Genomic DNA, 13,871 nt, shown 5'->3' with positions numbered 1-13,871 from the left:
AATGAAGGTTTACGCTTTATCTGAAGATATTTATTTACATTATAATGACTTAAATACTTGGGAAATTAATATTAAAAATGAAAATTATGAAATCAATCTTTTAAATCATAGCGTTACGCTTTCATTGTTACCTTTTTTAGAGGTCGGCAGAGAAAAATTTATAGAAAAGATTGGAGATTTACAAAAATGGTTAGTATTTCCTGAAATTGAGTTAATTGAAGCAGGTTTCTTAATTGGATCAGAATATTGGGGGGATCTTTCATTAACTTGGCTTAAAGAAAGCAATCCAATAAATTTTGAATTTTTCTCTGAATATTTGAATCAAATATTTTCAAATAGAGTTAGATATAGTCAAAAAGTAAGACATAAAGCGAAAAAAATATTAAACATGATTAAGTATAAGGATTTCTAAATTTTTATCAAAATGCCCTTTATATTGATCAAATTCCAATCTAACAAATCAACAATAACCTATACTCGCCATCCTTTTCAATGGGCGCTCGATGAACGCAAGGTAAAACTTGTTGTGTTGGATGATCTACTGCTAAGCGCCAAAGATGTCCTAAGCCTAAGTTTAAAGGTTCTGAGTCGGGTTTCGGCTGGTAATGCAGATCAAAAAAATACTCTTGCAGAAAGGTTTCAAATTCCGTTTCAGGACCATCATGTAATGCTTTAAGCTGTTCCCTAATTTCTGGGATCAAAATCTTTTGTTCCACTTGATCATTGGAGATGATGTCACTGGCAGCGCCATGATAGGTACATAAAAATGTATCTGTTTCAATGGGCGAACGATCAACATGATATGAATATACATCTATAGAAATGAAATCCAGATCTTGATCCCGTTCATAATGTTTAAGTAAGTTCAGTGAAGGCGATGCGCCGAAATCAGTTAATAGTTGTATATCCCTTAAGATGACATCTCTTGCCAGAATGCCTTTTTCTGAAAGTTGTAGTGCTAAAAGATCTTCAGTGGAAACTTCGGTAATATTTTCTTTTAATTCAAGTTTAGACACAATTTCTTTAAAATTACCCAGCAAATCTCTGTTCCAACAAATAGCATTTTTCTCGCCTTGAAATGTCGTATTTACAAGTTCTGAAAAAGTCGTTACTACACGAACTTGATTGTTGTCAGAAAATGCAGGTTGCATATTAGAATTTAATAAATCAGAAACCATGTCTAATATATTTACTCAGCTTTATAGAAGTTGGGACGAATCGCACAAAAACGTGCATTACATGTAGCGTTGAACATAGCTTACTGAACAACAGGGTATTCTTGCAATGTATTGCTGAGAGAGATTGTTTTAATAATGAGTTCTATTGAAAAAATTTGCAAAATCGTAGATTTACTTGTTTAACTATTTCTTACTGATGTGGTGAGCAAAATCTTGTTTAAGATAATGCTGTTCAGAAAAGTCGGTGTCAAAATATGTATAAAAAGTGGCAATCAACTTCTTTTATAAACCTTTTTAAAAGCCATCATTCAAGATAAAAATTCTATCATCCTCGCTTGATTCCAAAGACAGAAGGCACTTTCAATATCAATATGATCCATTCGACATGATTATCTTTTGATTTATGAAAAGATCTAGTGATTTCTAAAATAAATTTTATGCTTTGAATTTTCATCTTTCACAGTATTCCGCACTGATTGGATAATCCTCGCAGATTTTGGACAGACGTTAAATACCTTTCACAGACATGATAACGCTAACGGTTAGGTCTGGAGTGGATGAAATGTCAGGTCAATATATTGAAGTAAAAACACAAACAGGGAAGTCATTTGCTGGGTATTTGGCAATTGCACAGGGCGGAAAAGGGCCTGGAATTGTACTGTGTCAGGAAATTTTTGGTGTGAATGCCGCGATGCGTATCAAGGCTGATTTTTTGGCTGAGGAAGGTTATACCGTATTGGTACCAGATTTATTCTGGCGGACTGCACCCCGCATTGAACTGGGTTATACCGAGCAAGATTTTCAAAAAGCCTTCGAGCTTTATCAACACTATGATGAAGATCAAGGTGTCGAAGATATTCAAGATAGCTTGAATTTTCTCAAAACTTTGGAGAGTTGCGATGCCACTGCAGGCTTAGGTGTCGTGGGATATTGTCTGGGTGGAAAACTGGCGTATCTGGCAGGTTGTCGTATTCCTGAAGTGGCCTGTGCAGTGGGGTATTACGGGGTAGGAATCGAGAAGACACTCGATGAACTTGAAAATGCCCAAGGGCGAGTAGTTTTACATATTGCTGAATTAGACAAGTTTACACCGCCAGAGGCACGCCAAAAGATTCTGGATGCTGCCGCCCAATATAGCAATGTTCAGGCTTATGTCTATGAGGGTGTAGATCATGCCTTTGCCCGACCAAACAGCGAACATTATCACAAACCCTCCGCACGTTTTGCTCATGAACGCAGTATTACCGCACTGCATCAAAGTATCGGACCAGTTTATGATTTGGTTGCACTTTGGGAAGCGCATATCCGTTATGAATTTGATACACGCGATGTACCTGCCACTATGGCAACCATGGTGGCGCAACCCTATGTCAATCATATTCCAACATTGACAGGTGGTGTGGGATATAGCCAACTTGCCCGCTTCTATCAATATCACTTCGTTCATCAAAATCCTAAAGATATGAAGATCACGTCGATCTCACGCACTGTTGGTTCAACACAGGTGGTGGATGAATTCATTATGAGTTTTACCCATGACAGTGAAATTGACTGGTTACTGCCGGGAGTCGCGCCAACAGGGAAGTATGTTGAGATTCCTATGCTGGGTGTGATTCAGTTCCGTGGCCCAAAACTCTGCCATGAACATATCTACTGGGATCAGGCATCCGTTCTGGTTCAAATTGGATTACTCAATCCTAAAGGGCTACCCGTTGCTGGTGTAGAAACTGCTCAAAAACTACTGGATGAAGATTTGCCATCCAATACCCTCATGCCGTCTTGGTCAAGCAGCGAAGGCAAATCGTTTTAACTATCAGGAGTGGAATATGGATATTCAATTGAATCAGAAAATCGCTGTGGTCAGTGGCGGCGCAACCCTGATTGGTCAGGCCGTAGTTCAAGCATTGGTCGATGCAGGTGCAAAAGTCATTATTCTGGATATTGACCAACAAGGACAGCAAGTGGCGGATGCCATGCACGGGCAGGCGCAATTTATTCAAACTGATTTAAGCAGTGATGTGGCGATTGTAAACGCAGTGAAAACAATTCACGACAGCTTTGGCAAAGTTGATTATTTGGTCAATCTGGCCTGTACCTATCTGGATGATGGCTTTAAATCCTCACGTGAAGACTGGTTACAAGCATTGAATATTAATCTGCTTTCAGCCGTCGAACTGACCCGTGCGTTTTATGAGGATTTAAAAACCAAGCATGGTGCGATTGTCAATTTCACCTCGATCTCCGCCAAATTTGCACAAACAGGACGTTGGCTTTATCCCGTTTCAAAAGCAGCGATGCGACAACTCACCCAGTCCATGGCGATGGATTTTGCAGCAGATGGGGTGCGGGTTAATTCGGTATCACCTGGTTGGACATGGTCACGGGTGATTGCCGACGTCAGTGGCAATAACCGAAGCAAAGCTGATGCCGTAGCAGCTGACTATCACTTGCTGGGACGTCTAGGTCATCCCGAAGAGGTAGCCAATGTGGTGCTGTTTTTACTCTCGCCAGCCGCAAGTTTTGTGACAGGCGCAGATTATGCCGTCGATGGTGGTTACTCCGTCATGGGGCCTGAAGGGAATCAACCAGCTATTCCACGTTTAGCCGATGAAGCGTGATAGCAAATCAAACATTTAAAACACTCAATGAATTAAAAAAATATGGGAGAACCATGATGCGTCGTATAGCTATAGTAGGAGCGGGTCAATCTGGATTGCAGCTCGGTTTAGGATTATTAGACACAGGTTATGAGGTGACGATTGTCACCAACCGTACTGGTGATGAAATTCGTCAGGGCAAGGTCATGTCGAGTCAGTGTATGTTTCACACGGCCTTGCAAACAGAGCGTGATGTTGGACTTAATTTTTGGGAAGAGCAATGTCCAGCGGTTGAAGGGATTGGATTTACACTGGTCAACCCAGAAACAAAACAGCCTGCCTTTGCATGGAGTGCGCGATTGGAGCGTTATGCACAATCGGTAGATCAGCGCGTCAAGATGCCGTACTGGATGGAAATGTTTGAGCGTCGTGGTGGTCAGTTGATTATTCAAGATGTTGGAATAGATGAACTGGAACAGCTCACTGCTGAATATGAGCTGGTCTTACTGGCCGCAGGTAAGGGGGAAGTGGTTAAACAGTTCGAGCGTGATGAAGCGCGTAGTTGTTTTGATAAGCCACAACGCGCGCTTGCTTTGACCTATGTGACAGGTATGAAGCAAATGTCGCCGTATTCTCGTGTGACTTTTAACGTGATTCCAGAAGTGGGTGAATATTTCTGTTTTCCTGCGCTTACAGTTACAGGTGCTTGTGAAATTATGGTGTTTGAAGGCATTCCCGGTGGGCCGATGGATTGCTGGCAAGATGCAAAAACACCAGAACAGCATTTGCAAATGAGTAAAGATATTTTAAACAAATATGTGCCTTGGGAAGCAGCACGTTGTGAAAATATTGAATTAACCGACGCTGGTGGCTATCTGTCTGGACGTTTTCCACCGGGAGTGCGTAAACCGATATTAACCCTACCATCTGGTCGTAAAGTTTTTGGTATGGCCGATGCATTAGTGGTGAACGACCCAATCACTGGGCAAGGTTCAAACAATGCCGCCAAGTGTAGCAAAATTTATTTCGATGCCATTTTAGCGCATGACAATCAAACATTTACAGATGAATGGATGCAACAGACATTTGAACGTTATTGGGCATATGCGGAAAAAGTCGTGGCTTGGACCAACAGTTTATTGTTGCCACCACAACCGCACATGATTGAGCTTTTGGCGGCGGCTGAGCAGAACCATGCCATTGCTTCGAGTATTGCCAATAATTTTGATAATCCACGCAATTTTGCCCCATGGTGGTTTGATCCAGAACAGGCGCAACGTTTTATCGAATCGAAAAGCTGTCAAAAAGTGGCTTAACAGGGAAGCAAAGTCAAAGGTGAATGTTATGAATATCAACACATCGCAGGAACTGGATTTAAAACCGATTGATACGGAAAATCCAAGAGAAATCCGCAACCTGTTAGGGCAGTTTGCTACAGGGGTTACGGTGATTACAACCCGTGGACGAGATGGACGAAAAATTGGGATGACAGCCAACTCGTTTTCTTCACTATCACTCGATCCTCCGCTGATTTTATGGAGTTTGTCAAAGACTGCACCAAGTTTATTGGATTTTACTGAGGCCGAATATTTTGCGATTCATATGCTGGCACAAGAACATCACTCACTTTCAGGGCATTTTGCCCGTGGTTCAGAGGATAAGTTTGCCAACATTGCACATCGTGAGTGTGAGCGCGGTTTACCGTTACTAGAAGATGTATTGGCAACATTGGTATGTAAAAACGTAAATCAATATGAAGGGGGGGATCATCTGATTTTTATTGGTCAGATTGAACATTATCAACATCGTATTGGTGAGCCTTTGGTGTTTCATGCGGGCAAGTATCGTATTGCTGCAGCGCATCCAGAACTGAGTATTTAACAGCAACAATCACGATCAATTTTGATCGTGATTTTTTTCGGGGATCGAAAATGAAAAATAATGTGATCAAAAGAGGTTTTCTTGCTGGAACAGTGGTCTTAACAGCGGTTGCAGCACAGGCATATGACTTGCCGACAGTGAATCTGGGCATGACCAGTTTTCTGGATGGTGGACTGCCTGCTGGGCCGGGGTGGTATTCTCAAACGTATCTGCAAAATTATGATTCGAACAAGTTAAAAGACAATCAAGCTCATCGGTTAGCTTTACCCAAGACCGACTTAAATTATCAAGTCATTGTTGAACAAGTTAGTTATCTGTCCGATGTGCGTGTAGGTGAACACGCATCGTTAGGATTGAATGTGCTGATTCCATTTGTCAGTAAAATGGATATGGATGATGGTTTAAATAATGCCGCGATTAAAGCCCAAGGGGGTTTTGGTGATCTGATGATTGGGCCATTTATCCAGTTTGACCCAGTCATGGGCAAAGATGGGCCCAAATTCGTACAACGTTTTGAATTTCAGGTCAATTTACCGACAGGGAAATATGATCAGAATAAAAATATTAATCCGGGCAATAATGCCGTCTCATTTGATCCATACTGGGCAGCAACTTATTGGTTTAATCCAAAGTGGACGGTTTCTACACGTCTGCACTATTTGTACAATTTTAAAAATGATGATCCAAATTATAGCTTCGGTCTTGCAGATGATATTCAGGCAGGGCAAGCGATCCATGCCAATTTTGCAACCGACTATGCGCTTACACCACAATTACGCTTAGGGATCAATGGTTACTGGCTTAAGCAAATGACTGACACGGAAGTAGAGGGTGAAAAATTAACAGGCACACGTGAACAAGTGTGGGCGATTGGACCGGGGGCGATGTATAGCTTTTCTAAACATGATCATATCGTGACAAATGCCTATTTTGAACAGGATGCAAAAAATCGTCCAGAAGGAACTCGTTTGCAATTACGTTATATTCATCACTTCTGATTTGAAACGCTATGGCAACATACTGACAGATATACTTGACCTATTTAGATACGTCTAAATAGGTTTTTTAATTTTTTATAATGAATAAAATCTCTTTAACTAAAAATCATCGGTTGCTTAAGAATACGGCTTAAACCTAAGATCTTGCTGTTCAAGGGTGCTACGGCGTGTACAAGAGGGTAATTCACCATATCGACGTTTATATTCCTGAGAAAAACGCCCAAGATGACTAAAGCCCCATTTAAACGCGACATCTGTGACTGAGACATGCTCATTTTGTAGCAGTTCCATATGTGCTTGTTCAAAACGCAACTCTTTTAAATATGACATTGGCGTGGTGTTTAAAAAGCTTTTAAATCCAGCAAACAAGGTACGTACGCTTACGCCTGCTTGTTCAGCCAATTGTTCAATGGTTAAATTTGCGTGTAGATTTTCACGCATATAGGCTTCAGTACGTTTGACAAAATAAGGTGAAATGGCTTTTTCTCGGTACTGATCGATTTGATGCAATAAGCTGTTGGCTTGGCCGTAAATCAGGGCATTAAATAGACTGGATTCAAACTGCTTAAATGCCATTGGGTGATGCAAAGGATGCTGTTCACAAGCAAGCGCATCCATCAATGTACGCATCAATTGGAAAAAATAAGCACCACCTTGGGTAGAAAGATCAAGCTTGGGTTCAAAAATAGGAGGGTGCTGCTGTGCGTCTGGAAGATGCTGGCGGCAGTGCTGTAAAAGGTCATCTTTATCAATTTTGAGAATCAGCTGTGGGGAGTTGGCATGCCAGCGCATTTTTAGCGATTGTTCGGGTGAAATTAGAGAGGCAACTTGCGGATAAGAAATAAATTTTTGTTGATTCATTTCAATTTCTGCATATCCGTGTGTTGGGATTTGAATCAGATAAAATTTTTCTAAATGGTCAGGTTCAATATAGACATCGGCACTGTATTCAAGACGACTGATGGATAATCGTCCTGCTTTAAGATGGTGCATGGATGAGTGAAAATCGTTTTGTTGTTGTACGATTTTTAATAGATGCGGTTTGAAGATTTGCCCAACACTTTTGCAGGTTTCGCCCAAGTCTTGATGCTGAAAGACTAAGTTTTGCGATGAAAAAATGGGGCATTGCTGTAAATGACGTCCATTGAATTCCATAGTAGGATCGACCTGACTCATAAATATTCCTTTTGGCTGGCTTGTTTATTACAGCTAATCTTTATGTCACATGATGACCTGATTAAAATGCACTAAACAATACTTAAAACTTTAAGTGGCTGGCAGTGATATAAAGAGTTAAGCAAAAAATAGACCAAGTAAAATACCTCGATACAACATATTTTTAGTCTAGTTTGGCGTGATCAAATCAATAAAAACGTTATGGTATTTTTAAAAAAATAAAGGATAGCGTTGATCATGCTTTGTACTCTTTATATGATCCTATTCCTTAAGATCTATCTCTATGTATAGCAAATCTGACTAAAATGATCAATTTATTTTTGGTTGTTTTTATTGGCTTAACTTATTGAATAATATAATTATATTAAAAACCCTCATATTATTGCAAATATCAGGATATCACAAAACTGAAATATTCAGGCCACGTAGAAAAAATATTCAAATTCCATCAATAAATCATTCTAGGATCTCGCTATTTAATAAGTTTTGTTGCCCAATTAAGATTCGAATCATTTTGAGCTTAACCCTGCTGTGAGTTGGTGTCATATCTTAAGATATGACACGCATTTTGTTGTTAAAACTAAGTTCTAACCGTATTGCTCTGTAAGAATTTCTCACTGTAAATCGAACAATCTTCGATAGATTGCTCATCTAGCCAAGATTTAACGGCTTCGATCATCGGTGGCGGGCCACATAAGTACATATCAAAGCGCTGTTGTTGAAGTTGTTGTTTATCCAGATGTTGATGGATATAGCCTGATTTTCCTTGCCATAGTTCTGAGGCGCTTGAAATGATCGGATGATAACTAAAGTCTTTGATCTTTTCTGCATAGGCGATCAAACGCTTTTGTTCACATAGATCGGCTTCTGTATTGACACCATAATAGAGTTGCACTGAGGGTTGATTTGGTTGATCGGCAATATTATCGAGCATACCTAAAAAAGCCGATAAACCTGTACCACCTGCAATAAAGATCAGAGGGCGTTCAGCTTCACGTAGATAAAAACTACCTAAAGGCGCTTCCATCATCAGGCTTTGTCCAATCTGACAACGTTCTCTGAGATAATTACTCATTACACCATCTGGCAGCAGACGAATTAAAAACTGAAGTTGATTGTTGGCATTGGGACGATTGGCAAATGAATAAGAACGCCAATCGTCAGTCTCTGGAATTTGTAAACGTGCATATTGACCTGGTAAAAAATTCAGTTCCTTGTCAAAACTACTGGCATCCAGATGCAAGATCGCGGTGGTTTCTGAAACCAATTCAACAGCAGTAACCACCGTGGTGATTTTTAAAGCCTCACCCGCATTACAGATTTCGGAACTATGATCGAAATAAAAAGCGGCATTAGACTTAACCCGTGTCTGGCAAGCCAGCATTTTACGTTCAGCCAAATCACGTTCGCTTAATGCATCCTCATCAACATATTCTTGTTCATAAATACCCGTTTCACATTTCCCCTGACAGGTTCCACAAACACCTTCACGGCAATCGAGCGGGAGGTGGATTCCTTGACGAACCGCTGCGTCCAACAGCAATTCGTCTTCCTGTACTGCGATAAAAAATGTTCTACCATCGGCAAAGTTGAGTGCAACAGAATGACTCATTGTATTTCTCCTTAGACGTGATAGAAATCGAGAACCGAATCTATCTTGTCATTAAGCAATACGCTGTGTTGACGACGAATACGGAAACTATCTTCAGTTGGACGGAGCAAATAAGTGGCATGACCATAAAAGCATCCTTCAAGGCCCTGACGATTATAAAGCGTGCGCCAACTTACCTTTGCCTCAACCAAACCATCTTCTTGAGTCTTTACTTGTACATTGTGAATATTATGTTGAGTGCGCGGTAAAGGCGTTGCAGAAGCTGCTTTTCCAGTACGGATACGGAACACACGATCTTCAAGTCCTGAACGATCGGGGTAATAAATATAGGACAAGCCTTGATTGGGATCTTGAACGTAGTGATGGTCATCAATCCATTGCGGGATATGATATTCACTATCTTCATCATAGAGTTCAAGGTAAGCATCCCAATCATAGCGATCACACAGTTCCGCCTTTTTATAAAGGAATTGAGACACTGCAAAATGAAGTTCTAGAGACATGGTTACACCTCATCCGTAACAGATTGATTTAAAAAAGTGACTTCTTGCATCTTAAGTGCTTTTTTATTGAGTCCATTGAGGAGCAGGCGTTGCCAGTGACCATGCTGGTTGACATATAGCCCTTCATGAGTAAATTCACGCCCTGTGATCACGGGTTCAATACCAAGATCTTGTGAATTTTGTGATGGGCCATAATTCCATTGATGATAACCGCGTGAGATATCACTCCAGCGTTCTAAACGGCCCTGAAAGCCTTTTTGTTGTTCGCGGAATTCCACCAGATCATCTGGTGTACCCAATCCTGATACATTGAAAAAGTCTTCAAACTGACGAATACGGTTACGACGTGCCTCCGCTGATTCACCTTTGACACCAATACATTGGCTGATGACTTCGGTTTTATTCCATGCCACAGGACGGACAATACGCAGTTGTGAACTGATCTGATCCATAAAGAACAGGCTTGGATAAAGGTTGAGGTTACGTAAACGGTGCATGGCCCATTTAGCGCGCTTTTCCCCAAACCTTTCCAGCAGATAAGGCATCACCACATCATAACCAGGACGTACCGCTGGATTTGGCATATCACTAAACAGCACACTATGTCCATTTTTAAAGCTAAACCAACCATCATCCGTTTCGGCATCACCCGCACCTAATTTACTATAATCAAGTGTGTCAAGTTCACTGCCATTGGCTGCGTTAACTTGCTGGCGATGTTGAACGGTGGAAACATAGTTATAATGCACGGTACTAACATGATAGCCATCCAGACCATTTTCATTTTGTAGTTTCCAGTTACCTGCAAAAGTATAAGCAGATTTACCTTGTAATACTTCAAGCTCACCTGTTGGTGATTGATCAACCATCAAGTCAAGGAACACTTTAGTATCACCTAAAAAGTCTTCCAGTGAATCTGTGGCCTGAGTATCCAGACTGACAAAAACAAATCCACGATAGCTGGCGATACGGCCTTGTTTTAAACCACGGCTGGATTTATCAAAATCTTCACAATATTCGTTTGGCGCTTTGACTTTAACCAAACGCCCATCGGACTTATAACACCAAGCATGAAACGGGCAGGTGAATACAGACTGATTGCCTTTAGCCACACGGGTCAAGGTTGCACCACGATGCTCACAGGCATTGACCATGGCATGTAGTTCGCCTTTACCATCACGGCTGATAATGATCGGTTGTCGGCCAATCTGTACTGTAATGAAATCATTGTTATTGGCAATTTCACTTTCATGGCAAGCGTAAATCCAGACTTTTTCAAAAATGAGTTCCATTTCGAGATCAAACAGTTCTGGTTCGGTAAACATATCGCGAGCAATCCGATAAACACCATCATTTGGTCGAAAATCGATACAGCTGTGTACAAAATTTTGCCATTCGGCGAGGTTACGTGCAGTCATGGGCTCTTCCTCTGTCCAATCAGTCCTTTGTTTGATTGAACCGCGATTTAAAGAAGGGCTCTATCCAGATTTTCCATGTGTTTATCCACTTTATGCAGATTAAATGCTTGGATACATTTTTGTTGAGGAGATTGCGATAGGATTGTTGAATCAGTTTTATAAATCAAAGCATGTACACTTTTGAAATGAATAATATTTTTGAATTGAACTTCGCCGTAATTTTGTTTTTTAAGTAAAATTTTAATGATGGGGATGAAAATGGACAAAGTGTTTGCCAAAACGGGGGGAGGCTAAGCTTTAAGTCGCAACTCAATCATTTATATTCTAAATTAATATCTTATTGAACTTAAAGCGTTGCATTGAATAATGGAGTTATTGTGACTGACCGCTATTTAAGGTAAAAAGGTTTCCTGTAAGTAACTCCATAGCATTTTTCCTTGAATTTCTTCAATCAGCGCACAAGAACGTCGAACTAGAATTCCTGATTCCTTGGTGTGTTTTTCAGTATAGGTGAGAACAATGCTTTGTTCGCTTTGCATCAAAATTTGTTCATCATAAATTTCGATCTGTAGATCTGGCATCTTGCCCTGATTATTGCTAAACAGCCCTTTGACATCGGCCAAGGAAAAACGCTTTCCAGCTGCACCGACCATCTCAAAATGATCGGAAAAATATTCAATAAGTAGGGGAAGATCTTGTTCTGTATGTTTCCCGTTAAAAATACGTTCAATCAGTACGTGCATGCTATGTATACTTTCAATTGAATCTTGTTTTGACAGCGGCATATCCATTTCCTATGAGAGGTGTATTTTTTATATTATGTAAAAATAAATGTAAAATTCAATATTATTTTAGAATTAAATTTTTAACGTATGTTTCAAGAACACTCCCAAAAATAATTTACAATTTAAAAAACAGAGTATCTTATTGATATCTATTATTTTAAATAAAATAAATTTGTTCGAGTTGAGCATTGTGAAGTAAAAGGTATAACTATATACTTAAAATAACATGGAAAATTCCATGTAAAAATAACTATAGTAGGCTAAGCTTTTCTTTATGAAGGTGGACAGGAAATGGATATTTCCTCGAATACGCGACGTCTTCTTAAAGATACCAATCATAAAAATGCATGGACAAGGAAGAAAAATGGATACTCATTCACCAGAGCCAACAGGCTCTCATTCAAATACATATGCATGGTATGTTGTTTCGCTGTGCATGTTGGCTTATATCTTTTCATTTATAGATCGGCAAATACTGGCACTGATGATTGAACCAATTAAGGCTGATCTAGGTTTGTCAGATACCCAATTTAGTCTATTACATGGTCTCGCCTTTTCGTTGTTTTACGCCTTCATGGGGTTGCCACTGGCCTATTTGGCAGATCGATTTTCTCGACCAAAAATTATTGCAGTCGGGGTGGTGTTTTGGAGCATTGCAACTGCATTCTGTGGCTTAAGTAAAAACTTTATTCAACTGTTTTTAAGCCGTATGGGTGTTGGGGTGGGCGAAGCTGCTTTATCTCCAGCAGCGTATTCAATGTTTAGTGATATGTTCAGTAAGGACAAATTAGGCCGTGCTGTTGCAGTATATTCAATTGGTTCATTTGTCGGTGGAGGGATTGCTTTTCTGGTCGGCGGTTATGTGATTGGCTTGCTTAAAAATATGGACACCATTCAGGTTCCTTTATTTGGTGCATTAAGAGCATGGCAGGCGGCATTTATTATCGTAGGCTTACCTGGGGTGTTTATTGGCTTACTGGTGTTACTTACGGTGAGAGAACCGCAACGCAAAGGTCAGCGTTTAAATGCACAAGGTCAAGTTGAAAAGACCAATATGAAAGATGCGTTTAAGTTTATCAAAAAACATAGTCGTACTTTTACTTGCCATTATTTAGGTTTTACTTTCTATGCAATGGCGCTGTATTGCTTGATTAGTTGGTCACCAGCATTTTACATGCGTAAGTTTGGCCTTACACCGACAGAAGCAGGCTATATGCTAGGCACGGTGTTATTGGTGGCAAATATTCTTGGCGTATTCTGTGCAGGCTGGCTCAATGACTGGTTTATTCAAAAAGGACGTAAGGACGCGCCAATGATTACCGGTGTGATCGGAATCGTAGGATTAATTTTACCAATTATGGTCTTTACCCAAGTCAATGAGCTGTGGCTTTCTGTGGTATTTCTGGTCCCTGCCATGTTTTTTGCCTCTTTCCCAATGCCAATTTCAACCACAGCAATGCAAATGCTGGCACCGAATCAGTTGCGTGCACAAATCTCAGCTGTATTTTTGCTGATCAGTAATTTGGTTGCGGTTGGGATCGGTACCACGTTGGTGGCATTGATTACAGATAAAATCTTTGAAAATCCACTGATGGTGGGGATGTCTTTGTCTATCGTGGGTACGATTTCATGTGTGTTGGCATTTATCTTATTGAAAAAGGGCTGTAAGGCATTTAGCGCCAGTATGCAGCAGGAACATGCCTCTTAATCCAATGGTGTTCTC

The 13,871-nt window shown here is 40.4% G+C and carries 13 protein-coding genes; 7 read left to right on the top strand and 6 right to left on the bottom strand.

All coding sequences use genetic code 11. The features are described 5' to 3' along the window. Window position 1: 1 nt before the first annotated feature. Entirely contained in the window at window positions 2–412 is a 411-nt protein-coding gene (locus CQZ96_RS06245) for a hypothetical protein (RefSeq protein ID WP_105714282.1), read from the top strand. A 40-nt stretch (window positions 413–452) separates the two neighbouring features. On the opposite strand, the gene CQZ96_RS06240 is transcribed toward CQZ96_RS06245, so the two are convergent. Then, window positions 453–1,151, bottom strand: a complete 699-nt coding sequence (locus tag CQZ96_RS06240) for a DUF1826 domain-containing protein (protein ID WP_105714306.1) — start codon at window positions 1,149–1,151, stop codon at window positions 453–455. A 589-nt stretch (window positions 1,152–1,740) separates the two neighbouring features. On the opposite strand from CQZ96_RS06240, the gene CQZ96_RS06235 reads away from it, so the two are divergent. From CQZ96_RS06235 to CQZ96_RS06215, 5 genes are read left to right on the top strand one after another with little or no spacing between them, the layout of a single operon-like run. Further along, window positions 1,741–2,988, top strand: coding sequence for a dienelactone hydrolase family protein (locus CQZ96_RS06235; protein WP_105714283.1), 1,248 nt, complete (start codon window positions 1,741–1,743; stop codon window positions 2,986–2,988). Between the two features lie 16 nt (window positions 2,989–3,004). Continuing rightward, window positions 3,005–3,796 (top strand): SDR family oxidoreductase, encoded by a 792-nt coding sequence (locus CQZ96_RS06230; protein WP_105714284.1) that lies wholly within the window; start codon window positions 3,005–3,007, stop codon window positions 3,794–3,796. 56 nt (window positions 3,797–3,852) lie between these two features. Then, window positions 3,853–5,091, top strand: a complete 1,239-nt coding sequence (locus CQZ96_RS06225) for a styrene monooxygenase/indole monooxygenase family protein (RefSeq protein WP_056515442.1) — start codon at window positions 3,853–3,855, stop codon at window positions 5,089–5,091. 28 nt (window positions 5,092–5,119) lie between these two features. Then, window positions 5,120–5,656 (top strand): flavin reductase family protein, encoded by a 537-nt coding sequence (locus CQZ96_RS06220; protein WP_004721623.1) that lies wholly within the window; start codon window positions 5,120–5,122, stop codon window positions 5,654–5,656. 50 nt (window positions 5,657–5,706) lie between these two features. Continuing rightward, window positions 5,707–6,654: a SphA family protein gene (locus CQZ96_RS06215; protein WP_105714285.1), complete on the top strand. Its 948-nt coding sequence runs from the start codon at window positions 5,707–5,709 to the stop codon at window positions 6,652–6,654. A gap of 117 nt (window positions 6,655–6,771) precedes the next feature. Here the strand turns inward: CQZ96_RS06215 and CQZ96_RS06210 are convergent, their stop codons facing one another. The 5 genes from CQZ96_RS06210 to CQZ96_RS06190 all read right to left on the bottom strand — a co-directional run bounded on the left by CQZ96_RS06210 (window position 6,772) and on the right by CQZ96_RS06190 (window position 12,148). Then, window positions 6,772–7,830, bottom strand: coding sequence for an AraC family transcriptional regulator (locus CQZ96_RS06210; RefSeq protein WP_105714286.1), 1,059 nt, complete (start codon window positions 7,828–7,830; stop codon window positions 6,772–6,774). 580 nt (window positions 7,831–8,410) lie between these two features. Continuing rightward, the gene (gene antC / locus CQZ96_RS06205) at window positions 8,411–9,442 is read right to left on the bottom strand and encodes an anthranilate 1,2-dioxygenase electron transfer component AntC (RefSeq protein ID WP_004721619.1); all 1,032 of its coding nucleotides are present in this window, start codon (window positions 9,440–9,442) and stop codon (window positions 8,411–8,413) included. An 11-nt stretch (window positions 9,443–9,453) separates the two neighbouring features. Further along, window positions 9,454–9,945, bottom strand: a complete 492-nt coding sequence (antB, locus tag CQZ96_RS06200) for an anthranilate 1,2-dioxygenase small subunit (RefSeq protein ID WP_056515392.1) — start codon at window positions 9,943–9,945, stop codon at window positions 9,454–9,456. Window positions 9,946–9,947: 2 nt separating this feature from the next. Then, window positions 9,948–11,363, bottom strand: a complete 1,416-nt coding sequence (antA, locus tag CQZ96_RS06195; RefSeq protein WP_056515395.1) for an anthranilate 1,2-dioxygenase large subunit — start codon at window positions 11,361–11,363, stop codon at window positions 9,948–9,950. Between the two features lie 392 nt (window positions 11,364–11,755). After that, the gene (locus tag CQZ96_RS06190; protein WP_105714288.1) at window positions 11,756–12,148 is read right to left on the bottom strand and encodes a DUF4440 domain-containing protein; all 393 of its coding nucleotides are present in this window, start codon (window positions 12,146–12,148) and stop codon (window positions 11,756–11,758) included. 364 nt (window positions 12,149–12,512) lie between these two features. On the opposite strand from CQZ96_RS06190, the gene CQZ96_RS06185 reads away from it, so the two are divergent. Continuing rightward, complete coding sequence (locus tag CQZ96_RS06185; protein WP_105714289.1) at window positions 12,513–13,856, top strand: spinster family MFS transporter; 1,344 nt, start codon at window positions 12,513–12,515, stop codon at window positions 13,854–13,856. Window positions 13,857–13,871 lie beyond the last annotated feature (15 nt).

It is taken from the genome of Acinetobacter sp. MYb10 (genome assembly GCF_002980175.2).
In the GTDB taxonomy this organism is placed as follows: Bacteria; Pseudomonadota; Gammaproteobacteria; order Pseudomonadales; family Moraxellaceae; genus Acinetobacter; species Acinetobacter guillouiae.
The sequence above is the reverse complement of the archived record's forward strand: the minus strand, read 5'-3'. Positions and strand labels throughout refer to the sequence as shown.